Source organism: Streptomyces hesseae, from assembly GCF_031845785.1.
In the GTDB taxonomy this organism is placed as follows: domain Bacteria; phylum Actinomycetota; class Actinomycetes; order Streptomycetales; family Streptomycetaceae; genus Streptomyces; species Streptomyces hesseae.
Map to the genome: position 1 here is coordinate 19,284 of NZ_JAVRFI010000012.1, position 23,363 is coordinate 42,646.

Consider the following 23,363-nt stretch of genomic DNA (forward strand, 5'->3'; position numbering starts at 1 on the left):
GCGGGCCGTAAGGGTCCGCCGACGATAGAGAAGAACGAGGAACGGACTTCATGGACGACCAGATCCACACCGGCGACGAGCACGGTGAGCTTGGCGACGCCGAGTACGCGGAGTTCATGGAGCTCGCGACGCAGGAGGGCTTCGACGTCGACGAGGTCGAGGGCGCGCTCGGCGAGGCCGGCCACGGCCCGCTGCCCGTGCTCGCCGTCGTCGGCCGCCCCAACGTCGGCAAGTCGACGCTGGTGAACCGCATCATCGGCCGCCGCGAGGCCGTGGTCGAGGACCGCCCCGGCGTCACCCGTGACCGCGTCACCTACGAGGCCGAGTGGGCCGGCCGCCGCTTCAAGGTCGTCGACACCGGCGGCTGGGAGCAGGACGTGCTCGGCATCGACGCATCCGTCGCCGCCCAGGCGGAGTACGCGATCGAGGCCGCCGACGCCGTGGTCTTCGTCGTGGACGCCACCGTCGGCGCCACCGACACCGACGAGGCCGTCGTCAAGCTGCTGCGCCGCGCGGGCAAGCCCGTCGTGCTGTGCGCCAACAAGGTCGACGGCCCCTCCTCCGAGGCCGACGCCGCCATGCTGTGGTCGCTGGGCCTGGGCGAGCCGATGCCCGTCTCCGCGCTGCACGGCCGTGGCACCGGCGACATGCTGGACGAGGTCCTCAAGGCGCTGCCCGAGGCCCCGGCCCAGACCTTCGGCGCCGCGCTCGGCGGTCCGCGCCGTATCGCGCTGATCGGCCGTCCGAACGTCGGCAAGTCCTCCCTGCTGAACAAGGTCGCGGGTGAGGAGCGGGTCGTCGTCAACGAGCTGGCCGGCACCACCCGTGACCCGGTCGACGAGCTGATCGAGCTGGGCGGCACCACCTGGAAGTTCGTGGACACCGCGGGCATCCGCAAGCGCGTCCACCTCCAGGAGGGCGCCGACTACTACGCCTCCCTGCGCACCGCGGCCGCGGTGGAGAAGGCAGAGGTCGCGGTCATCCTCATCGACGCCAGCGAGACCATCAGCGTCCAGGACCAGCGCATCATCACCATGGCCGTCGAGGCCGGCCGTGCCATGGTCATCGCGTTCAACAAGTGGGACAACCTCGACGAGGAGCGCCGCTACTACCTGGAGCGGGAGATCGAGACCGAGCTCCAGCAGATCGCCTGGGCGCCCCGGGTCAATGTCTCGGCGCGTACCGGCCGGCACATGGAGAAGCTCGTCCCGGCGATCGAGACCGCGCTGGCGGGCTGGGAGACCCGGATCCCCACCGGCCGGCTGAACGCCTTCCTCGGTGAGCTCGTCGCGGCCCACCCGCACCCGATCCGGGGCGGCAAGCAGCCGCGCATCCTCTTCGGTACGCAGGCAGGCACCAAGCCGCCGCGTTTCGTGCTCTTCGCCTCCGGCTTCCTGGAGGCCGGTTACCGCCGCTTCGTCGAGCGCCGACTGCGTGAGGAGTTCGGTTTCGAGGGCACGCCGATCCACATGTCGGTGCGTGTCCGTGAGAAGCGCGGCAAGAAGAAGTAACGCGGGGCACGCCGGGGCGGCTCGGGGCCCGGGGGAGTCCTAGAAGCCCCGGCCGCGGCCGTCCCGCTGTCCCGGAGGCAGCGCGGGCAGCTGACCGCCGCGCTGTCGTCCGTAGTACGAATCCCAGACCGCGTTGTACCCCGAGGGACCGGGGTACGTGGCCGGGCTGGTGAGCTGACCCACGTAGCCATAGGTGCCGCGGTGGCCGAAGGCCTTGAAGGTCAGCTCCTCCTCACCGGAGCGGTCACCGGGCAGGGCCCGGAAGGCCCGCCGGTATTCGGAGCAGAGGGCGTCGAAGATCGGGGTGACCGAGGCGGGGTGACTCTCCGCAGAGGCGTCGCGGGGTGGCCGCATGCCGGGGATGTGGTTCGGGTACGAGGTCCGGGCGGGTTCGTATGAGTACACATCCCTGCCAACGACCTCAAGGCCCGTCGGATGCGGTTCACGCGGCGAATGGATGGCGGGGAGCATCCTGCCCGGGTGGACAACGGGATAAAAGTCCCGGTTCGCCGGGGGGTGCGACTCCGGCTCGTCCGCCTCGTACCCGTTCACGCGCCCCTCGTTCATGTGCCCGCGAGCGGCATGGCCGCCCCCACCAGCCGCCCGGTCGCGGCGGCCCGGTCCAGCGCCTCCCGCAGCAGGTCCTCCCGGGGCTGGGAGCCGATCGTCCCCACCGGGGCGCAGTAGACCAGCACCCGGCGCGTCTTGTTGACGGCGGCCCGCCAGCCGTCGGCGACCTGCATCGCCTGGTGCGCCTGCCACCACGCCTGGGGCGCGGCACCGCCGGCCGGCGGCTGGAGGACCGCGTGCAGCCGGCCCATGGCGAGCAGCACCGACCAGCCCGGGAGCACCGCCGGGGCCCGGCCGACATCGGTGACCGGGGCGAAGCCCTGCTCGGTGAGGAGTTCCAGGAACACATCCACCGGTCCGTCGGTGCCCGGGCGGGCGATCGGCCCCAGCGGCTCGACCACCAGCGCCGGCAGCACCTCGCCGCCGACCAGCACCAGCCCGCTCGTCACCCCCAGCTCCGCCTGGAGCGGCACCTCGCGCCGGATGCCCGTGGGCCCGGGCTCGCCGCCCTCGGCCCTGATCGAGGCGACCGCGCCTTGCAACTGCGCCTCGGAGACCGGGACGACCTGGGAAGGGATGCAGCTGGCGTGGGCGAAGGCCAGCACGGCCGTCTCCTCGCCGACGAACAGCACGGTGCTGGTGGGCACCTGGCCGGTGTGGCCGGGGGTGCGGCAGGAGGTGCAGTCGTACACATCCGGGGCGTTCTCGCCGCCGAGCAGTCGCTCCGCCTCTTCGTCGCCGATCTCGGCACGTACCTCGTCGCTGACAGCGAGCATGCGCGGCACGGGGGCTCCTCGAAACCTGGTAGGTCGGTTGTTCTCGTCGCAGGGCGCCGATGAACCGGGTGGTTCCCGGCTCGTAAGGAGACAACGGATGATCCATGGCATGGGTCACGCTCCGGAATAGTTCCCGGGCGCCGCTACCGATGGGGCAACGCTTGAAGCACGACTTGGCGATCAAGGCCAACCCCGTGCCCCTTCCCGCGGTCTAACCTCTCGGTAGAGGCGGGCCCGGGACGGATCCGCGGCATACGGCGGCATGGGGACGAATGCGCATCTCATTCCTGATCCACAACGCGTACGGGATCGGCGGCACGATCCGGACCACCCACACCCTCGCCGGCACCCTTGCCGAGCAGCACGATGTGGAGATCGTCTCCGTCTTCCGGCACCGGGAGGAGCCCGTCCTCGCCCCCGGCGGCAAGGTGCGGCTGCGGCACCTGGTGGACCTGCGCAGAGGAGGCCCCGGCTACGAGGGCGACGACCCGGACCACCGGCGCCCCGCCGTCGTCTTCCCCGCCGCCGAGGGACGCCACGGGCAGTACAGCCTCCTGACGGACCGCCGGATCGCCGAGCACCTGCGCCGTCTGGACTGCGACGTGGTCGTCGGCACCCGGCCCGGCCTCAATGTGCACATCGCCCGGCAGGCCCGGCGCGGCCCGGTGCGCGTCGGGCAGGAGCACCTGACGCTCGGCACCCACTCCGGGCAGCTCAAGCGGGTGCTGCGGGCGCACTATCCGCGCCTCGACGCCGTCACCACCGTCACCGAGGCGGACGCGCGCGCCTACCGGCGGCTGATGCGGCTGCCCGGCGTGCGCGTCGAGGCGTTGCCCAACGGGGTGCCCGCCCCGGGGGTCGCACCCGCCGACGGCAGCGGCAAATGGGTGGTCGCGGCCGGGCGGCTGGCCCCCGCCAAGCGCTACGACGTCCTCGTCCGCGCCTTCGCCCTGGTCGTGGCCGAGCGCCCCGACTGGCGGCTGCGGATCTACGGCGCCGGTGCCGAGCGGGCCACGCTGCGGACACTGATCGACAAGCTCGGTCTCTACAACCACGTCTACCTCATGGGCCCCGCCAGCCCCCTGGAGCCCGAGTGGGTCAAGGGGTCCATCGGCGCGGTCACCTCCAGCCTGGAGTCCTTCGGCATGACGATTGTCGAGGCGATGCGCTGCGGGCTGCCGGTGGTGGCCACCGACTGCCCGCACGGCCCCCGCGAGATCATCACCGATGGCACCGACGGCCTGCTGGTGCCCGTCGGGCGGACCGAGGCCATCGCCGCCGGGCTGCTGCGGCTGATCAACGACGACGAGCTGCGCCGGCGCATGGGCGCGGCGGCGCTGGCGAGCTCGGTGCGCTTCGACCCGGCGGCCGTCGCCGCCCGCTACGAGACCCTCTTCGCCGGCCTGCGCACGCGCGGCGGCCTCCGCGGCGGGCTGCACCGCACCCGGGGCGCCCTGCTCAGCACGGCCTTCCAGGCCAAGGACCGGGGCCGCTCCGCCCTGCGGAAGGTACGAGCCGCATGACGCCGACCCAGCCCACCGTGCCCGAGCGGGCCGGGGACCGCCCCTCCACGGCGGCCGCCCCGCAGGCCCCGACCACCACTCCCGAGGAGAGCGTCATCGTGTCTGCCCCTCCCCTGGCCGCAGGCGCGGGGAACCCCAGCGCCGACTGCATCGCGGACTCCGCGGGCGGGCTCACCTTCGACCTCGACACCCCCGGCCGGGCCGCCGACACCCACTGGTCTGCCGCGCTCGTGCTGCGCCTCCGGGGCCGCGAGGAGGACGGGGAGGAGGTCCGGCTGCCGCTCACCGCCAACGGCGACGGCCGGCTGCGGGCCGTGCTGCCCAGCACCGTCGCCCTGCCCGAGGGGCGCTGGGACGTCCATCTGGCCTGCGGCGAGGACACCCCGCGACGGCTGCTGCCCGGCCTCGCCGATCTGCGCTCCCTGGTCGACCGCCGGCCCGGCCCCAGCACCTCCCCGCTGGCCGTGCGCATCCCCTACGCCACCGAGCACGGCAACCTCTCGCTGCGCAGCTGGCAGCGCGCCCCGCACGCGGAGGCCGGGGACGTGCTCGTCGACCCCGAGGGCATAACCGTCCGGGGCACGCTCTACCGGGTGGAGGACCCCGGGGCCTGGCTGGCGGGCGCGGTCGTGGAGGCCCGCCGCCGGCGGGCGGACCTGACCGTCACGGCCCCGCTCACCGCCGCCGAGGGACAGGACTTCACCTTCACCCTCCCCTTCGCCGGGCTGTGCGCGCCGTGGCGCGGCGGCCCCGAGGTGTGGGACCTGTGGCTGCGCGGACCGGAGGGGACCCCGGTCCGCCTGGCCCGCATCCTGGACGACGTCGTCGACAAGAAGCACGTCTTCGTCTACCCGGCGCGGGACGTGACCGCCCCGTATGCCCCTGCCCAGGCGGGCCCGTACTACACCGCCGACAACGACCTTTCGGTGCGGATCGGCGAGTGCCCGCCGGGGGCCGGCCGGTAGCCGGCCGGGCTCAGCCGGCGGACTCGGCCGCGGCGTGCGGCCGTTCCCGCCCGATGCCCTCCGGGTGGTGGAGGTCGAAGGCCGGGGACTCGGAGCGGATGCGCGGGATGCGGGTGAAGTTGTGCCGGGGCGGCGGGCAGGAGGTCGCCCACTCCAGTGAGCGCCCGAACCCCCAGGGGTCGTCCACCTCGACCTTCTTCCCGTACCTGGCGGTCTTCCAGATGTTGTAGAAGAACGGCAGGTTGGACAGGCCCAGCAGGAACGCCCCGATCGAGGAGACGGTGTTGAGCGCGGTGAAGCCGTCGGCCGCCAGGTAGTCGGCGTAGCGGCGGGGCATCCCCTCGGCCCCCAGCCAGTGCTGGACGAGGAAGGTGAGGTGGAAGCCGGTGAAGAGGGTCCAGAAGTGGAGCTTCCCCAGCCGCTCCTCCAGCATCTTCCCGGTGAGTTTCGGCCACCAGAAGTAGAAGCCGGCGAACGTCGCGAAGACCACCGTCCCGAAGACCACGTAGTGGAAGTGCGCCACGACGAAGTAGGTGTCGGTGACGTGGAAGTCCAGCGGCGGCGAGGCGAGGATCACCCCGGTCAGACCGCCGAAGAGGAAGCTGACCAGGAAGCCCACCGCCCACAGCATGGGCGTCTCGAAGGACAGCGAGCCCTGCCACATCGTGCCGATCCAGTTGAAGAACTTCACCCCGGTCGGCACCGCGATCAGGAACGACATGAACGAGAAGAAGGGCAGCAGCACCGCGCCGGTGGCGAACATGTGGTGCGCCCAGACCACCAACGACAGGGCCGTGATGGTCATGGTGGCGCCGATCAGCATCGTGTAGCCGAAGATCGGCTTGCGGGAGAACACCGGGATGATCTCGGTGATGATGCCGAAGAACGGCAGCGCGATGATGTACACCTCGGGGTGGCCGAAGAACCAGAACAGGTGCTGCCACAGCAGCGCCCCGCCCCACTGGGGCTCGAAGACCAGGGCCCCGAACCGCCGGTCCGCCTCCAGGGAGAGCAGCGCCGCCGCCAGCACGGGGAAGGCGAGCAGGACGAGGATCGAGGTGAAGAGCACGTTCCAGGTGAAGACCGGCATCCGGAACATCGTCATCCCGGGGGCGCGCATCCCGATGATCGTGGTCAGGAAGTTCACCGCGCCGAGGATGGTGCCGAAGCCCGCCAGGGCCAGCCCCATGATCCACATATCGGCGCCCATGCCGGGTGAGCGGGCCTCGCTGTTGAGCGGGGCGTAGCCGGTCCAGCCGAAGGAGGCGCCGCCCTCGGGCATCAGCAGGCTGGAGACCACGATCAGTCCGCCGAAGAGGTAGAGCCAGTAGGCGAACATGTTCAGCCGGGGGAACGCCACGTCGGGCGAGCCGATCTGAAGCGGCATGATCGCGTTGGCGAAGCCCGCGAAGGCCGGGGTGGCGAACAGCAGCAGCATGATCGTGCCATGCGCGGTGAACACCTCGTTGAACTGCTCGTTGCTCATCAGCTGGAGCCCGGGGCGGGCCAGCTCGGCGCGCATCAGCATGGCGAGCAGCCCGCCGATGAGGAAGAAGCCGAACGATGTGATCAGGTAGAGGTTCCCGATCTTCTTGTGGTCGGTGGTCGTCAGCCAGTCCACGATGATCCGGCCGGGGCTGCGGTCCCCGGCCGGTCCGGCCGCGGCGGCCTGCGCGGTGTCGGTCCCCATCCGTGCCCCCTCGCCTGTGGTGCTCTCGGATACGCGAGTGTCCTCGCGGGCACCCGCCATGATGCTCCGGCAGCGCGTCGCGCGCGAGGGCGCCTCGCCGCCGGGACGTTCCGGAACATGGAATTCCGAAGGCTCCGGCGCCGATAGAGCCGGACCCCCGGTAATTCCGTTGGATCAATGCCGGGCAGGGGGCGTGGGGCGGGAATTCTCCGGGGCTCCGGGGGAGTTGCGCCAGGGGCGTCCGGGAAGGTGTGGTGAATTCCCCGGCGAGTTTTTGTGGAGGCATTGGGAGGGAAAAGGAACACCCCGTGGGGGTGAGGGAATTCGGCCCAAACCCTCTCGGTGGCACTGTGACAGAAGTGTGACCAGTGGCGGACCGGGGGGAGGTGGGAGGCTGGGCGGCGGCCCGCCCGGCCGCCTACGGTGGCTGCCATGGCAACCCTCCCCGGACTCCCCGCCGACCCCGACGACGACCCCGCCGCCTACGTCGGCCTCGCAGCCGACGCCGCCGCCGCCCGGGCCCGCGCCCGCGGCTGGACGGACGTACGGACGCTGCCGCCCGGCACGATCGTCACCATGGAGTACCGCGCCGGCCGGCTGAACCTGGAGGTCGAGCACGGCACCGTACGACGCTGCTGGAAGGGCTGACGGCCGGGCAACGACTCGACGCGCGAAGGCGGCCCCGGAGGATCTCCGGGGCCGCCTTCGCGGTGTTCCGTGACCGGCCTCTGCCTGCGGGCTCAGGCCCGGCCGCGCCCGGCCGACGGGCCGAAGGAGGTGCCGCGCGGCATCCGGTCGGCGTGCGGCGGCCGACGGCTGCCGGCCGGGGTGACCGGGCTCCGCTCGGAGCGGGCCGTGTGGGGCCGGGGCAGCAGATGCGTTCTGCCGTCGGCGACCCGGGCGGCCGTCCCGCCGCCCGAGCGGCTGCCGGCGCCCACGGGCTCGCGGACCGGCAGCTCGTCGTCGGCCGGGGCGCGGGGCGCGCCCAGCGGCATGGACGCCGCGACCGGTACGGAGACGGGCGCGGTGAGCAGCCGGCCGCTGCGCAGCCGCAGCCACACGCCCAGCAGCCAGGCCTCGGCACGGGCCATCAGCGGCTCGAACCAGGGCAGGGCCAGCAGCACCAGCAGACCGGCGGTCCAGCCCAGGGTGACGTCGCTCATCCAGTGCGTGCCCAGGTAGACCGTGGTCATCCCGACGCCGAGCGCCAGCATCGCGGCGACCACCGAGGAGATCCGCCGGGTGCGCGGCGTGGTGGCCAGATAGGCGAGGACGCCCCAGGTCACCACCGCGTTCGCGGTGTGCCCCGAGGGGAATATGTCGCCGCCCGCGAACATCTCGTTCGAGCCGACGACGGTGGCGTAGTGCGGACCGAGCCGGCCCATGCCGATCTTGGCGGCGCCCACGGTCGCGTTGAGCAGCAGCAGCGACGTGCCCAGCACCAGCAGCGGGCGCAGGGTCTTCTGCTTGTACGTACACCAGCCGAGCCACGCCGCGACGGCCACGGCGGTCGGGCCGCGCTGGCCCAGGACCACGAAGTAGTCGAGGAAGGTGTGGATCTCCGGCCACTGCTTGTAGGGCCGGAAGAGCATGACCTGCCAGTCGAAGCGCACCGGCCAGGACGTGGTGAGCACGCCGACCACGATGGCCACGTAGACCACGGAGGTCGCCACGAAGATGCCCAGGCGGGTCCGGGTCATCCGCGGCCGCACGGGTTGGGAGCGCTCCTCCGCAGGGACGAGCTCGTCGTTGGTACGCACTCAATCGACGTTACATTGCGTGACAGGAGGGTTCGGCCGATCGAGGCTCTTTGTGATGACGATGTGATGTGGAATGCGTCTCAATCGTGGCTCACCGCATGTTTGAAACGGCCGAATAAGAATCGGTTAAAGAAACGCGGGACGGCTTTGGTCAAAGCCTGGCGAGGTATTAATTCCTTTTCGTGGGACCGTGTTTATCGGTATGTGGCCGAGGGGTTCCACGCCGTTTCCCGGCGCCCCGCCGGGGCGTACGGGAATTACGATCATGGCGGGCCGGAGCCGTGCAGCCAGAACGCGCCATAGGCCGCCGACGCAAGCGCGACAGCCGTCATCACCGTCACCGCGCGTACCGTGCGTAGCCGGGCCAGGGCCACCGCCAGGGGCAGCAGCAGCGGAAAGGCCGGCAGCATCAGCCGTGGCTTGGACCCGAAGTACCCCTTGGCCGTGAGCGCCAGTAGCAGCACCGTCCCCGTATAGACGAGCAACGGCAGCGGCTGTCCCTGACGCACTCCGGCCAGATACAGCCGGATCACCAGGGCCACACCGAGCAGCAGCGCCACCCCAGCCGGCCAGGCGGGCCCCGTCAGCCGCTCCCGGATGAACGAGCCGAAGGCCAGCCCACCGTCGAAACCATTGCCCCAGCCGCCCTGGACATCGAGATAACCGGTGACGGAACCGGTGCGCGCCCCCACCCAGGCGACATACGCCAGCCAGCCCAGGGGCGCGAGCACCACTCCTGGCAGCACCCGGGCGAACGGCGGTGCCCCGCCCCGGCGGCGCGCCCGCACCAGGGCCGCCGCCGCGGTCAGCCAGACCGCCGCCACCACGGCCGCCCCCACCGGTCGGGTCAGCCCGGCCAGCGCCGCCAGCGCACCCGCCCACGCCCACCGGCCGGTCAGCACGCAGTACAGCCCCCACGCCGCCAGCGCCGTGAACAGCGACTCCGAGTACGCCATCGACTGCACGACACCCACCGGGAGCGCCGCCCACAGCACCACCAGCGCCACCCCGGCCCGCCGCCCGTAGGCGAGCGAGCCCACCGCGAAGATCCCCCACGCGGCGGCGAGCGAGGCGACCGCCGAGACCACCAGGCCCGCGTCCGGCGCCGACAGCGGCAGGACCGCCGACAGCGACCGCTCCAGCCAGGGCAGCAGCGGGAAGAACGCCAGATCGGAATGGACCTTCCCGCCCGGCAGCTGAAGCGTGTAGCCGTACCCCTGCTCGGCTATGCGGGCGTACCAGACGGAGTCCCAGCGCGCCGACAGCAGATGACGCGCCTCCTTGCCGTCCGCCAGCCCCCACAGCGCCAGCGCCACCACCCCCAGCACCCGCACCGCCGCGTACAGCAGCAGCGCGGGCGCCGCCCGGCGCAGCGCGGCACGGACCCGCGCGGGCCGCCCGCCGATGGCGGCGTCGGCGCGGGCACCGGCACCGACCTCGGCGGATATGCCGGAGGGGGCCGCGCCGGCGGAGGCCGGAGAGGTGGAGGAAGCGCGAACGGTCACCGATCGATTGTCCCAGCCCCGCGACGTGAGAGGGGCCACGTGGGTTCCGCCGGGACTCGCGTACGCTGTCGACTCACTCGCCCCCTGGTACCGCCGGGGCCCATCAGTCCCCAACCGGTTTCCCCGGCCCCATGGCCGCGAGCGCATGACACGGAGGTGTGTGGATGTCCGGGACGACCACCGCCGGCCCCCGACGGCCGGTCGGCGTTCCCCGGCAGCGGCTCCGGCCGCGCCGCGCGGAAGGGCCGGGTGCCGCCTCGTCGAGCCGGTGGACCGTGCTCGTCGTCCTCTGCGTCAGCCTGCTCCTGGTCGCCGTCGACGCCACCGTGCTGCACGTCGCGGTCCCGGCCGTCACGGAGGACCTCCACCCGGGCGCGATACAGCTGCTGTGGATCGTCGACGTCTACCCCCTCGTCTGCGCCTCGCTGCTCATCCTCTTCGGCACCCTCGGCGACCGGGTCGGCCGCCGCCGGGTACTGCTCCTCGGCTACACCCTCTTCGGCGTGGCCTCCGCGCTCGCCGCCATCGCGCCCACACCGGAGATCCTGATCGCCGCCCGGGCGCTGCTCGGCGCCGGCGGCGCGATGATCATGCCGGCGACGCTCTCGATCCTCCGCCAGGTCTTCCCCGACCGCCGGGAACGCGCCCTGGCCATCGGCGTCTGGAGCGCGGTGGCGGCGGTGGGCGCGGCCGTCGGGCCGCTGCTCGGCGGCTTCCTGCTGGAGCACTTCTGGTGGGGCTCCGTCTTCCTCATCAACATCCCGCTCATGGCCGTCAGTCTCCCCGTCGGCCGCTGGCTGCTGCCCGAGTCGACCGGCGACCACGACGGCCCGTGGGACGTCCTCGGCGCGCTGATGGCGGCGTTCGGCCTGTTCGGCGTCGTCTACGGGGTCAAGCGGGTGGGCGGCGCGGAGGCGCTCTCACTGGGCACGGTCGTCCCGGCGGCGCTGGGTGCCGCGCTCCTCGTCGTCTTCGTACGGCGGCAGCGGCGGCGGGAGCATCCGCTCGTCGACCTGACGATGTTCACCCGGCCCGCCTTCGGCACCTCCGTCGGCTGCATCGTCCTGGCCATGCTGGCCCTGGTCGGGCTGGAGCTGGTCGCCGCGCAGTACCTCCAGCTCGTCCTCGGCCTCACCCCCCTGGAGACGGGCCTGCGCCTGCTGCCCCTCACGCTCGCCGCGATGGCGGCGGGCCTCGCGGGCTCGCGGGTGCTCCAGCGGTTCGGGCCGCGCGCCATGGTCTCGGCCGGTTTCGTGCTCACGGCGATGGCGGTGCTCTCGCTGACCGTGATGGGCCGGGAAGACCGCCCGTACGCGCTGGTCGCCGGGTTCGTCCTGCTCGGCTTCGGCCTGGAGACCACGCTCTTCGGCGCATACGAGTCGATGCTGAGCGAGGCCCCCGCGGAGTCGGCGGGCGGCGCGGCCGCGATCGGCGAGACGTCGTACCAGCTGGGCGCGGGCATCGGCATCGCGCTGCTCGGCAGCGTCATGAACGCGGCGTACGCGCCGGGCGTGGACGGGGTCCCCGGCGTCCCGAGCGCGGCGGGCCGGGCCGCGAGCCACTCGCTGGGCGAGGCGTACGAGGTGGCCGACCGCCTCGACGGCCCGGCGGGCACGGCCCTGCGCGCGGCGGCGCGGGACGCGTTCGTGCACGGCCTGCATGTGACGCTGGCGGTGAGCGCGGGGCTCTTGGCACTGGGTGCGGTGGCGGCACTGAGGCTGCCGCGGGGGCTGGACGCGGCGGAGGGCTGACGGCGGTGCCGGAACCGCCTCGGCCGGGTCTGGACGGCGGGGGTTACCCACCCGTAGCGTTCTGGGCAAGCGATGATCACCCTGAACCGAGCCGGAGGCTGACCCGTGTTCGACCCCCATGATCCGCTCGGCATCGACGACCTGCTCACCGACGACGACCGTGCCGTCCGGGACACCATCCGCCGCTGGACGCGCGACCGAGTGCTGCCGCACATCGCGCAGTGGTACGAGAGCGGCGAGGTCCCCGTGCGCGAACTCGCCCGGGAGCTGGGCGCCATGGGTGCCCTGGGCATGCAGCTCACCGGCTACGGCTGCGCGGGCGCGAGCGCCGTCCAGTACGGGCTGGCCTGCCTGGAGGTGGAGGCGGCCGACTCCGGCATCCGTTCCCTCGTCTCCGTGCAGGGTTCCCTCGCGATGTACGCCATCCACCGCTTCGGCTCCGAGGAGCAGAAGCTGCGCTGGCTGCCCGGGATGGCGGCCGGCGAGATCATCGGCTGTTTCGGGCTGACCGAGCCCGACCACGGCTCGGACCCGGGCGGGATGCGGACGTACGCCAAGCGCGACGCCGGCGGCGACTGGGTGCTGACGGGCCGGAAGATGTGGATCACCAATGGCTCGGTGGCCGGGGTCGCGGTCGTCTGGGCCCGGACGGACGAGGGCATCAGGGGATTCGTCGTCCCCACCGACAGCCCCGGCTTCTCCGCCCCGGAGATCAAGCACAAGTGGTCGCTGCGCGCCTCCGTCACCAGTGAGCTGGTCCTGGACGAGGTGCGGCTGCCCGCCGACGCAGTGCTGCCGGGGGCGAAGGGGCTGGGCGGCCCGCTCGGCTGTCTGAACCACGCCCGGTACGGCATCGTGTGGGGCGCGATGGGCGCCGCGCGCACCTGTTTCGAGACGGCGCTGGACTACTCGCGCACGCGCGAGCAGTTCGGCAGGCCCATCGGCGGCTTCCAGCTCACCCAGGCCAAGCTGGCCGACATGGCGCTGGAGCTCCACAAGGGCGTACTGCTGGCCCATCATCTGGGACGGCGGATGGACGCGGGGCGGCTGCGGCCGGAGCAGGTGAGCTTCGGGAAGCTGAACAACGTGCGGGAGGCGATCGAGATCTGCCGCACCGCCCGCACGATCCTGGGCGCCAACGGGATCTCGCTCGAGTACCCCGTGATGCGCCACGCGACGAATCTGGAGTCGGTGCTGACTTACGAGGGCACCGTGGAGATGCACCAGCTGGTGCTGGGCAAGGCGCTCACCGGCCTCGACGCGTTCCGGTGAGCACCTGTCCCAGCGTCAGCTCTGGTTGCTGTGCTGTCCCGGGGGCAACCCCCGGACCCCCGGCCGCTGCCCCCACGTCCCGCATCAGCTCTGATTGAAGAAGCCACCCTGCCCGCGGCCGCCCTCCCCGCTGACGACCTTGTAGTCGGCGGGGGTGAGCAGGAACACCCTGTTGGCCACGCGCTCGATCGAGCCCCGGAGGCCGAAGGTCAACCCGGCCGCGAAGTCCACCACCCGCTTGGCGTCGCTGGGCTCCATGCCCGTGAGGTTGACGATGACCGGTACGCCCTCCCGGAACAGCTCGCCGATGCCCCGGGCGTCCCGGAAGCCGTCCGGGGTGACCGTGGCGATACGGGTGCCCTGCTCCTGTGCGACCTCGTCGGCCACGCGGACCTTGGGGTTGGTCACCCAGGAGTCGCCGGGCTCGGTCCCCTCGTCCGAGTCCTCTTCGTAGCCCCCGTAGTAGCGCTCGTCATCGCTGTCGTCGACGAGGCCAAGCCACGCACTCGCCTTGCGCACCGATCCCATGGACGCCTCCTCTCACACGCGGTGTGTTCCGCCCGCTCCTCTATGGTCGTCCATGATGCGGATGATGTGCCAAGTGGATGGCGGCCATGCGGGGATTTCGTGACGCATCTGGTGCAAAGTGGGTGGCGGTGCGTCAGAAACTCCTATGAGCCGACCTTAGGCGCCGGACCTGGGCATATGCGGCATGGACCGGAGTGGACGGCCTCCGGCCCAGCTCGATTGTCCCCGCTGACTAGGATGCCCGGGCACATCGACACCACACACGGGGACACGTTTTGTTCGGGATCATCAAGCCCTGCCGTCACAGACTCTCAGAACGCATGCGAGCGGAGTGGATGGCACATCTCTGCGGCCTTTGTCTGGCGTTGAGAGGCGATCACGGGCAATTCGCCCGAATAGCAACCAATTATGACGGTCTCGTCATATCGGTGCTGGTCGAGGCGCAGTCCACGGGGACCGGGGAGTCCGGCTCCTGGCGGCGCACGGCCGGGCCCTGTCCGTTGCGCGGGATGCGCTCCGCGTCCGTGGCCCAGGGGGAGGGCGCCCGGCTGGCCGCCACGGTCTCGCTCGTCCTGGCCTCGGCGAAGATGCGCGACCATGTCGCCGACGGTGACGGGCTGTTGGCGCGCCGTCCGGTCGCGGCGGCCGCACGGGGCATCGCCGCCCGGTGGGAAGGGGCGGGTGCCCGTACGGGGGCGGAACTCGGCTTCGACACGGCCGTTCTGGTCGACGCGGTCGAACGGCAGGCGGGCATCGAGGCGCTGGCCGGTCCGGGCACCCCGCTGCTGGAGGTCACCGAGCCCACCGAGACGGCCACCGCCATGGCCTTCGGGTATACGGCCGTGCTCGCGGGACGGCCCGGCAACAGCCCGGCCCTGGAGGAGGCGGGCCGGCTCTTCGGGCGGCTCGCCCATCTCCTCGACGCCGTCGAGGACCTGGAGGAGGACGCCCGCACCGGGTCCTGGAACCCCATCGCCGCCACCGGCACCGGCCTCGACGAGGCACGGCGGCTGTGCGACGACGCGGTACGCGGGGTGCGGCTGGCGCTGCGCGACGTGGAGTTCGGGAGCAAGTCCCAGGGCAAGCTGGCGCACCTCCTGCTGGCGCACGAGCTGGAACGGTCCGTGGACCGGGCGTTCGCGACCGGCGGCTGCGCGACCCACGGACACGAGCACTCCCATGGACACACCGCGCCCGAGGGCGCGTTCGGGGCGCCGCCCATGATGCCGCCGACCGCCCCGCCGGAGCCGCCGAGGGGCGGCCGCCGGCGGCGCGGGCTGATCGCCGGCTGCGCGGTCTGGACCGGCATGTTCTGCACCGGTCAGGTCTGCTGCAAGGACCCCTACCGGGACCCCTGGGACGGTCGGCCGCGTGAGGGCTGGTGCGCCAAGTGCTGTGACAACTGCGATTGCGGTGATTGTGGCGACTGCAGTAGCTGCTGCGATTGCTGTGACTGTTGCAGCAAGTGCAGCGATGGTTGCGACTGCTGTGACGGCTGCGACTGTGGCTGTGACTGCTGAGCCACACGGCGCAAGGGTCCGGTGCGTGGACGTGCGAGGGGAGGGTGCGGCTCAACTGCCGCGCTGGTGAAGGCAGCGGGCGCCGGGGCGCGCGGGCGCCACGGCGCGCGTCGTGTCTCGGCGGTACGACGGCGCGCGGTCAGCGCGGACAGGAGGCGGACCACACCCGGCCGAAGTCGATGTGGTCGCGGGTGACGAGCCGCTGCCGAGGACGCATGACATAAGTGGAACAGCCATCCGGTTGTCCCGTCAACCGAGTTGAGACGGGCTGTCCACACTGCGGACGCCATTCTGGACAAGGTTGACAGCGGACCGAGGCCCCGGCTTAGCCTCGACGTCCGGTCGTGCTGAGGGGCGCGGCCGGGTGAAGGCAGCACCATCCCGTGTTCGATCACCGCATCCACGGAGCCTTCGCATGCCCGCGCACCCGCGCCCGTCCTCCCTCCCCACCCATGACCGGGGCCCCGTCCCCTCCCTCGTCGTCGTCGGCGCGGGCCCGCGCGGCACCGGTCTCGTCGAGCGCATCGCCGCCAACGCCCCCGAACTCCTCGGGGGCGCCCGCCTCGACCTCCACCTCGTCGACCCGTACCCGCCGGGCGGCGGCCGGATCTGGCGGCACGACCAGTCCCCGCTGCTGTGGATGAACTCCATGGCCGAGGACGTCACGATGTACACCGACGACTCCGTCGAGTGCGTGGGCCCGGTGCGCCACGGCCCCTCGCTCGCCGAGTGGGCGGCCCGCGTCCGCGACGGTGCGGAAACGATCCACCTCGATCCCGGAACGGCCGCCGAGGCCCGGGCGCTGACGCCCCGGAGCTTCGCCGGCCGACGACTCCAGAGCGCCTATCTGTCCTGGGTGTACGACCGCGCCGTCGCCACCCTGCCGGCCGGGATCACCGTCCACGAGCACCGCCGCCGCGCCGTACGGCTCTCCGGGCCCCGCGACGGCCGGCAGCGGGTGTGGCTGGAGGGCCGGAACCGGCCGCTCCTCGCCGACGCCGTCGTCCTCGCCCTCGGCCACCTCGACGCCGGCCCCGGCCCGGAACAGCGGGCCCTCGCCTCCTTCGCCACGGACCACGGACTGACCTATCTGCCGCCCGAGTTCACCGCCGACAGCGACCTGGCCGCCCTGCGCCCCGGCGAGCCCGTCCTCGTACGCGGCCTCGGCCTCGCCTTCATCGACCTCATGGCCCTGCTGACCGAGGGCAGAGGAGGACGCTTCACCGCCGACGACAGGGGTGCGCTCACCTACCACCCCTCCGGGCGCGAGCCCGTGCTCCACGTCGGGTCCCGGCGCGGCGTCCCGTACCGCGCCAAGCTCGGCTACCGCCTGCACGGCGAACACCCACCGCTGCCCCGCTTCCTGGGCCCCGCCGAGATCGAGGAGCTGCGCGCCCGCCCCGGCCCGCTCGACTACCACCGCGACATCCTGCCGCTGGTGGAGAAGGAACTCGGCTTCGCCCACTACCACCGGCTGTTCGCCGCCCACCCGGCCCGGACGGCCGTCGACTGGCACGTCTTCGAGGAGAAGTACGCTGTCTGCGCCCCCGGCAGCGCCGAACTCGACGCGCTGGTCTCCTCGTCCGTGCCCGACCCGGCCGACCGGCTCGACCTGGCGATGCTCGACCGCCCGCTCGCCGGACTGCGCTTCCCCGACGGGGAGGCGCTCCAGGAGGGCCTGCGCGCCCACATCGAGGCCGACCTCGCCCGGCGCCACAACCCCTGCCACAGCCCGGACCTCGCCGTCTTCCTCGGACTGCTCTCCGTCTACGGGCAGCTCGCCGGGCTCGGCGACATCGGCACCGAGTGGCACGGCTTCTTCAGCTATCTCGCCTCCGGGCCGCCCGGCCCCCGGCTGCGGCAACTGCTCGCGCTCTCCCGCGCGGGCGTCGTCCGCTTCCTCGGGGCGGACACGGCCTTCGGGACGGACGCGGAGCGCGGGGTGTTCCGGGCGCGGAGCGTGAGCGCGCCCGGCCTCGCCGTCGAGGCGCGGGCGCTGGTGGAGGCCCGGCTGCCGGAGCCGTCCGTCGACCGGTCGCGCGACCCGCTGCTGCGGGAGCTGCGGGGAGAGGTGCGGAGCACCCCCGCCGGGCTGCTCGCGGTCAGTCCCGAGGACGGGCGGGTCCTCGGGACCGACGGGGCGCCGCACCGGCGGCGGTTCGCTCTCGGTCCGCATACGGACGCGCGGTTGTCCGGGGCGTTCGCGCGGCCCGGAACGAACGCGCCGGCGTTCCGGCAGAACGACGCTGCCGCGCGGGCCTTGTTACGGCTTCTGCGCTGAGGCCGGTTCGTGTCCTGCGGGCCGGTTGTGCCCACCCGTGCCGCCCCTGCGGCACGACTGCCCACAACCTCTTGGAGGGAATCCCCTATGCCTGAACCCACTCGTCCGCTTCATCTCGCCGTCGCGCTCGACCGGCCCGGTACCTACGCCGCCGAGCCGTACGCCGAGGCCGCCCGGCTCGCCGAGCGGGGGCGGTTCGACTTCGTCACGCTCGGCGACTCGTTCGGCCCGCCCGGGCGGGGGCGGGGGCGGCTCGACGCGCTCGCCGTGCTCGCCCGGGTCGCGCCCGCCACGGAGCGGATCGGGCTCGTGCCCACCGTCACCACCACGCACACCGAGCCGTTCCACGTCTCCTCCGCCCTGGCCACCCTCGACTGGGCGAGCCGGGGCCGCGCCGGCTGGACCGTCGGGGTGTCCACGGACGACCGCGAGGCGGCCGTCTTCGGGCGGCGTGACGCGCCGGACGCCTGGGCCGCCTGGCGGGAGGCCGAGGCGGTCGCCGACGTCGTCGCCCGGCTGTGGGACAGCTGGGAGGACGACGCCGAGATACGGGACGTCCCCACCGGGCGCTTCGTCGACCGCGACAAGCTCCACCACGTCGACTTCGAGGGCCCCGGCTTCAGCGTGCGCGGCCCCTCCATCGTGCCCCGGCCCCCACAGGGCCGGCCCGTGATCGCCGTCGACGCCACCGCACCGGCCGCCCAGGCCACCGCCGCCCGCCACGCGGACGTCGCCTACGTCCGCGTCGGGAACCTCGACGACCCCCGGGCCGGGCACACCGTCCGCGCCGCTCGCGGCGAGTTACGCCAGCGCGCCCGGGCCCACGACCGCGACCCCGGCGGCCGCGCCGGCCGGCTCGTCGTGCTCGCCTCGCTGCCGGTCGCGCTGCACGCGGCCGCCGACGCGGTCGCGCTCGCCGACCTCGTCGACCGCTGGTACACCGACGGCGTCGCCGACGGCTTCCACTTCCGGCCCCGGGACCCCGACCGGGACCTCGCGCTGCTCGTCGACGGCACCGTGCCCGTACTCCAGCACCGGGGCCTGCTGCGCGGCTTCTATCCCGGCTCCACCCTCCGCGAGCACCTGTGTCTGGCCCGCCCCGCCAACCGCTACGCCACCGTCAGGGAGACCGCATGACCGCGCGCAGCAAGCCGATGCACCTCGCCGCGCACTTCCCCGGCGTCAACAACACCACCGTCTGGGCGGATCCGAGGGCGGGCAGCCAGATCGACTTCGCCTCCTTCGAGCACCTCGCGCGCGTCGCCGAGCGCGGGCTCTTCGACTTCTTCTTCCTCGCCGAGGGGCTGCGGCTGCGCGAGCACAAGGGGCGGCTGCACGACCTGGACGTCGTCGGCCGGCCCGAGTCGATCACCGTGCTGAACGCGCTGGCCGCCGTCACCGAACGGCTGGGCCTCGCCGCCACCGTCAACGCCACCTTCAACGAGCCCTACGAGCTCGCCCGGCGCCTCGCCTCCCTCGACCACCTCAGCGGCGGGCGCGCGGCCTGGAACGTCGTCACCTCCTCCGACGCCTTCACCGGCGAGAACTTCCGGCGCGGCGGCTACCTCGACCGCGCCGACCGCTACACCCGGGCCGCCGAGTTCGTCGCCACGGCCAGGGAGCTCTGGGACTCCTGGACCCCTGACGGCACCCCGCGTCCCTTCGCCCACCACGGGCGGCACTTCTCCGTCGCCGGGACCTTCGACGTGCCCCGGAGCCCGCAGGGCCACCCCGTGGTGATCCAGGCGGGGGACTCCGAGGACGGCCGGGAGTTCGCCGCGTCCGCCGCCGACGTCGTCTTCACCCGGCACGGCACCCTGGAGGCGGGCCGCGCCTTCTACACGGACGTCAAACGGCGGCTGGCGGCGTACGGGCGGCGGCCCGAGGACCTGAAGATCATGCCCGGGGTGACCTTCGTGCTGGGCGACACCGCCGCCGAGGCGCAGGAGAGAGCGGACCTCATCCGCGAGCAGCAGGTCTCCCCGCAGACCGCGATCCTCACCCTGGAACAGATCTGGGGCCGGGACCTGTCCGGCTACGACCCCGACGGCCCGCTGCCCGGCGTCGACCCCGACCCGGAGGGACGGCTGACCCAGGGCCGGGTGCCGCTGGGCGATCCGTTCGCCGTCGCCGCGAAGTGGCGCGCCCTGGCGGAGGCCAAGGGCCTGTCCATCCGGCAGACCGTGATCGAGGCGACCGGGCGGCAGTCCTTCATCGGCACCCCGCGTCAAGTCGCGGCGCGGATGGACGAGTTCGTCACCGAGGAGGCCGCGGACGGCTTCATCCTCGTCCCCCATCTCACCCCCGGCGGGCTCGACGACTTCGTCGAGCGGGTCGTCCCCCTGCTCCAGGAACGTGGCGCGTTCCGTGAGGAGTACACGGGGTCGACACTCCGGGAACACCTCGGGCTTCCGCTGCCCGTATGGAAAGGTTGACGGCCATGAGCACGAGTGACGCGCGACAGCGGTGGAAAGAGTGGCGCGAGGAGCGTGCCGAGGTGGTCTCGACCCCTTACGGCCCGCTCGCCCTGACCGGGACGTACTGGCTCTCCGGGCTTTCGGAGGGGCGAATCCCGGACACTCCCGGGCACTGGACCGAGGCCCCGGGCGGCTCGGGCGTCCTGCTGACCGCGACCGCCGGCGACGGGCTCGCCCTGGACGGGCGGCCGTTCGAGGGCGGGACGGTGCTCACCGCCGACGCCGGACCGGGCGCGGCCCGGGTCGCCCACGGGGAGCGGAAGCTGGTGGTCATACGGCGCGAAGGGCTGTGGGCGGTCCGGGTGTTCGACCCGGCTTCCCCGGGCCGCCGGGCGTTCGCCGGGATCGACGCCTTCGAGTACGACGGGAGCTGGGTGCTGCCCGGGGTGTTCCGCCCGTACGACCGTGACCGGACGGTCGCGGTGGAGAACGCCGACGGGCGAACGCGCGGCCTGGGCGTCGCCGGTGAACTGGCCTTCGTCAAGGGCGGGGAGGAGCACGCGCTACGGGTCTCGGCGGAGGCCGACGGCTCGCTGTGGGCCGTCTTCGCCGACGGCACCAGCGACGTCTCCAGCTATCGCTTCCGTTTTCTCAAGCCCGGGGCCCCGGACGCCCAGGGGCGGCTGACCGTCGACTTCAACCGGGCGCTGCTGCCGCCGTGCGCCTTCGCCGACCACTTCATCTGCCCCTTCCCGCCGCCGGGCAACCGGCTGCCCTTCGACGTCCCGGCGGGGGAGCGGAACCTCCTCACGCGTTGATGCGTCACAGCGTCTGTTCAGGAGCCGTAGCCGGGTAGGACCGGGCAATGGCCCCGGCGGCCGGAGAGCCGCCGGGGCGCTTTGTGGCGCGCGGGGGCGCGTCCGAAAGGAGCCCTTGCGCCATGCCGTCCATGGCCCGAATACTCCCGAGCAGCGCTTGTCAGGGGCACGGCGAAAGCGGAATCCGGTGTGCCTTTTGGCTGCGCCTCACGGGTCCGCGCCCACCACGTGGATCCCCGACCCCCCCTCGGGAGGAAGAACGTGAGGATCAAGCGCACCACCCCCCGCAGCGGTACCGCCGGACACATCAGGGTCCTGGCCGTGACGACCGGACTCCTGGCCGCTTCCGCCCTCGTCACAGGCGTCGCCCGGGCCGAGCCCGGCGCCGTGGCCGCCCCCTCGACCGCCCGGCTGGCCTCGTTAAGCGCGGCCGTGGAGTCCGCCGACGTCCCCGGCACCGCGTGGGTCGTCGACCGGGCCGCCGGATCCGTCGTGGTCACCGCCGACTCCACGGTTTCCGACGAGGCCATAGCCGGCATCAGACGCTCGGCCGGGGACGACGCCGACGCGATACGCGTCGAACGCACCCCGGGCACCTTCCGGAAGCTGCTCGCCGGCGGCGACGCGATCTACGCGCCGACCTGGCGCTGCTCGGTCGGCTTCAACGTACGCAAGGGCAACACCTACTACTTCCTGACCGCCGGCCACTGCACCCAGGGCAAGCCGCAGTACTACACCAACTCCAGCCACACCACGAGCATCGGCCCCACCACCGGCACCAGCTTCCCGGGCAACGACTACGGCATCGTCCAGTACACCAACGGCACGATCCCGCACCCCAGCGCGGTCGACCTCTACAACGGCGGATCGCAGCGCATCACCACCGCCGGCAACGCCACCGTCGGACAGCGCGTCCAGCGCAGCGGCTCCACGACCGGGGTGCACGGCGGCACCGTCACCGGCCTGAACGCCACGGTCAACTACGGCAACGGCCAGGTCGTCCGCGGCCTGATCAAGACCGATGTCTGCGCGGAGCCGGGCGACAGCGGCGGCGCGCTCTTCGCCGGCTCCACCGCCCTCGGCCTCACCTCCGGCGGCAGCGGCAACTGCTCCTCCGGCGGTACGACCTTCTTCCAGCCGGTCACCAAGGCGCTCGGCGCCTACGGGGTGAGCGTCTTCTGACCCGCCGGGCGCCCGCGCGGGCGCCCCTCCATACGCCTGACCGCGAGCGCGCTCCGCCCTTCCCCACGCCTGCGGCCGGCAGCACAGGAGCCCCCGGCCCCCTGGGCCGGGGGCTCGACCACGCCCGGGCGCGGGCATACCGTGGATATGTATCTCCCGACGGTAACGGCAGGGGGTCGTGATGCTCGAAGACCTCGTGGCGGCGGCAGTGGCCGCCGGGTCGGCCGGGGCGGTGTACGCGGCCGCGGCGTCCCGGGTGGTCAAGCAGTACGAGCGCGGCATCGTGCTGCGACTGGGCCGGCTGCTCCCGGAAGTCCGGCAACCGGGATACACCATGATCATTCCGGGCGTCGACCGGCTGCGCAAGGTGAACATGCAGATCGTCACGATGCCCATCCCTGCACAGGAGGGCATCACCCGCGACAATGTCACCGTCCGGGTGGACGCGGTCGTCTATTTCAAGGTCGTCAACCCCGCGGAAGCCGTGATCGCGGTCGAGGACTACCGCTTCGCCGTCTCGCAGATGGCCCAGACCTCGCTGCGCTCGATCATCGGCAAGAGCGACCTGGACGATCTGCTCTCCAACAGGGAGAAGCTCAACCAGGGGCTGGAGCTGATGCTCGACAGCCCGGCCATCGGCTGGGGCGTGCAGATCGACCGGGTCGAGATCAAGGACGTCTCCCTGCCGGAGACGATGAAGCGCTCGATGTCGCGCCAGGCGGAGGCCGAGCGCGAGCGCCGGGCCCGGGTGATCAACGCGGACGCGGAACTGCTGGCGTCGAAGAAGCTCGCGGAGGCGGCGGGCACGATGGCCGCGCAGCCCGCGGCCCTGCAACTCCGGCTGCTCCAGACGATCGTGGCGGTGGCGGCGGAGAAGAACTCGACGCTGGTGCTGCCGTTCCCGGTGGAGCTGCTGCGGTTCCTGGAGCGGGCGGGGGCGCCCGCCGCTTCGGCTTCGGAGGACCTGGAGGGTCCGCTTGCCCAGCCGGCTGCGCCGGAGGTTTCGGGTGTGCCGGATGTGCCGGAGATGCCGCCTGGTGCTCCGGAATCCGGTGAGGGGGAGGCGGGTATCGGACAGGTGTAGCCCCGGACCCCTTCTTGTCCTCAGGCGCCGGACGGGCTGAACAGCCCGTCCGGCGCCTGAGGACAAGAAGGGGCGCGCGCATGGAAATTCGCGCTTCTGAAATTCGCCCTTGTGCACTCCCTCGCCCGGTGGGGACACTCGACGGACCAACTTGGCATGGACGCGACCTCCTCCGGGGGGTGCGGCTGTGTCGTTCGTCCTCCGAGCCCG

The 23,363-nt window shown here is 72.6% G+C and carries 19 protein-coding genes; 13 read left to right on the forward strand and 6 right to left on the reverse strand.

Annotated elements, in window-relative coordinates:
* The first annotated feature begins 50 nt into the window (after nucleotides 1-50).
* On the forward strand, nucleotides 51-1,511 hold the full coding sequence (gene der / locus RM609_RS19200) for a ribosome biogenesis GTPase Der (RefSeq protein WP_311612471.1): 1,461 nt from the start codon (nucleotides 51-53) through the stop codon (nucleotides 1,509-1,511).
* Nucleotides 1,512-1,550: 39 nt separating this feature from the next.
* Here der and RM609_RS19205 read toward each other — a convergent pair whose 3' ends face one another.
* Nucleotides 1,551-1,865, reverse strand: coding sequence for a hypothetical protein (locus RM609_RS19205; RefSeq protein WP_311612473.1), 315 nt, complete (start codon nucleotides 1,863-1,865; stop codon nucleotides 1,551-1,553).
* 209 nt (nucleotides 1,866-2,074) lie between these two features.
* A complete protein-coding gene (locus RM609_RS19210) occupies nucleotides 2,075-2,866 on the reverse strand; it encodes a DUF8842 C-terminal domain-containing protein (RefSeq protein ID WP_438828480.1) in 792 nt (263 codons plus the stop codon).
* Between the two features lie 263 nt (nucleotides 2,867-3,129).
* Between RM609_RS19210 and RM609_RS19215 the strand changes: the two genes are divergently transcribed.
* Nucleotides 3,130-4,380, forward strand: a complete 1,251-nt coding sequence (locus RM609_RS19215; RefSeq protein WP_311612475.1) for a glycosyltransferase family 4 protein — start codon at nucleotides 3,130-3,132, stop codon at nucleotides 4,378-4,380.
* Nucleotides 4,377-5,345 (forward strand): hypothetical protein, encoded by a 969-nt coding sequence (locus tag RM609_RS19220; protein ID WP_311612477.1) that lies wholly within the window; start codon nucleotides 4,377-4,379, stop codon nucleotides 5,343-5,345. Before RM609_RS19215 ends, RM609_RS19220 begins: the two co-directional genes overlap by 4 nt.
* A gap of 10 nt (nucleotides 5,346-5,355) precedes the next feature.
* Here the strand turns inward: RM609_RS19220 and ctaD are convergent, their stop codons facing one another.
* The gene (gene ctaD, locus RM609_RS19225; protein WP_311612478.1) at nucleotides 5,356-7,035 is read right to left on the reverse strand and encodes an aa3-type cytochrome oxidase subunit I; all 1,680 of its coding nucleotides are present in this window, start codon (nucleotides 7,033-7,035) and stop codon (nucleotides 5,356-5,358) included.
* Nucleotides 7,036-7,467: 432 nt separating this feature from the next.
* Between ctaD and RM609_RS19230 the strand changes: the two genes are divergently transcribed.
* Nucleotides 7,468-7,683 (forward strand): I78 family peptidase inhibitor, encoded by a 216-nt coding sequence (locus tag RM609_RS19230; RefSeq protein WP_311612479.1) that lies wholly within the window; start codon nucleotides 7,468-7,470, stop codon nucleotides 7,681-7,683.
* Between the two features lie 92 nt (nucleotides 7,684-7,775).
* Here RM609_RS19230 and RM609_RS19235 read toward each other — a convergent pair whose 3' ends face one another.
* Together RM609_RS19235 and RM609_RS19240 are read right to left on the reverse strand one after the other, a co-directional pair.
* Nucleotides 7,776-8,795 (reverse strand): phosphatase PAP2 family protein, encoded by a 1,020-nt coding sequence (locus RM609_RS19235; protein ID WP_311612480.1) that lies wholly within the window; start codon nucleotides 8,793-8,795, stop codon nucleotides 7,776-7,778.
* Between the two features lie 263 nt (nucleotides 8,796-9,058).
* Nucleotides 9,059-10,201, reverse strand: coding sequence for a putative hexosyltransferase (locus tag RM609_RS19240; protein ID WP_311612713.1), 1,143 nt, complete (start codon nucleotides 10,199-10,201; stop codon nucleotides 9,059-9,061).
* Nucleotides 10,202-10,464: 263 nt separating this feature from the next.
* Here RM609_RS19240 and RM609_RS19245 point away from each other — a divergent pair, with 263 nt between their 5' ends.
* Together RM609_RS19245 and RM609_RS19250 are read left to right on the forward strand one after the other, a co-directional pair.
* The gene (locus RM609_RS19245) at nucleotides 10,465-12,051 is read left to right on the forward strand and encodes an MFS transporter (protein ID WP_311612482.1); all 1,587 of its coding nucleotides are present in this window, start codon (nucleotides 10,465-10,467) and stop codon (nucleotides 12,049-12,051) included.
* A gap of 105 nt (nucleotides 12,052-12,156) precedes the next feature.
* Nucleotides 12,157-13,323 (forward strand): acyl-CoA dehydrogenase family protein, encoded by a 1,167-nt coding sequence (locus RM609_RS19250; protein ID WP_311612484.1) that lies wholly within the window; start codon nucleotides 12,157-12,159, stop codon nucleotides 13,321-13,323.
* Nucleotides 13,324-13,407: 84 nt separating this feature from the next.
* Here the strand turns inward: RM609_RS19250 and RM609_RS19255 are convergent, their stop codons facing one another.
* The gene (locus RM609_RS19255; protein WP_311612485.1) at nucleotides 13,408-13,851 is read right to left on the reverse strand and encodes a cell division protein SepF; all 444 of its coding nucleotides are present in this window, start codon (nucleotides 13,849-13,851) and stop codon (nucleotides 13,408-13,410) included.
* Between the two features lie 275 nt (nucleotides 13,852-14,126).
* Here RM609_RS19255 and RM609_RS19260 point away from each other — a divergent pair, with 275 nt between their 5' ends.
* The 7 genes from RM609_RS19260 (at nucleotide 14,127) to RM609_RS19290 (ending at nucleotide 23,153) form a co-directional block, all read left to right on the forward strand.
* A complete protein-coding gene (locus tag RM609_RS19260) occupies nucleotides 14,127-15,371 on the forward strand; it encodes a DUF5685 family protein (protein ID WP_311612486.1) in 1,245 nt (414 codons plus the stop codon).
* Between the two features lie 415 nt (nucleotides 15,372-15,786).
* Nucleotides 15,787-17,652 (forward strand): FAD/NAD(P)-binding protein, encoded by a 1,866-nt coding sequence (locus RM609_RS19265; protein ID WP_311612488.1) that lies wholly within the window; start codon nucleotides 15,787-15,789, stop codon nucleotides 17,650-17,652.
* 87 nt (nucleotides 17,653-17,739) lie between these two features.
* The gene (locus RM609_RS19270; RefSeq protein WP_311612489.1) at nucleotides 17,740-18,789 is read left to right on the forward strand and encodes an LLM class flavin-dependent oxidoreductase; all 1,050 of its coding nucleotides are present in this window, start codon (nucleotides 17,740-17,742) and stop codon (nucleotides 18,787-18,789) included.
* Between the two features lie 17 nt (nucleotides 18,790-18,806).
* Nucleotides 18,807-20,087 (forward strand): NtaA/DmoA family FMN-dependent monooxygenase, encoded by a 1,281-nt coding sequence (locus tag RM609_RS19275; RefSeq protein WP_438828486.1) that lies wholly within the window; start codon nucleotides 18,807-18,809, stop codon nucleotides 20,085-20,087.
* A 5-nt stretch (nucleotides 20,088-20,092) separates the two neighbouring features.
* A complete protein-coding gene (locus RM609_RS19280; protein ID WP_311612492.1) occupies nucleotides 20,093-20,887 on the forward strand; it encodes a DUF1684 domain-containing protein in 795 nt (264 codons plus the stop codon).
* Nucleotides 20,888-21,148: 261 nt separating this feature from the next.
* Complete coding sequence (locus tag RM609_RS19285) at nucleotides 21,149-22,069, forward strand: S1 family peptidase (protein WP_311612494.1); 921 nt, start codon at nucleotides 21,149-21,151, stop codon at nucleotides 22,067-22,069.
* A 181-nt stretch (nucleotides 22,070-22,250) separates the two neighbouring features.
* The gene (locus RM609_RS19290; RefSeq protein WP_311612496.1) at nucleotides 22,251-23,153 is read left to right on the forward strand and encodes a slipin family protein; all 903 of its coding nucleotides are present in this window, start codon (nucleotides 22,251-22,253) and stop codon (nucleotides 23,151-23,153) included.
* Nucleotides 23,154-23,363: the final 210 nt, after the last annotated feature.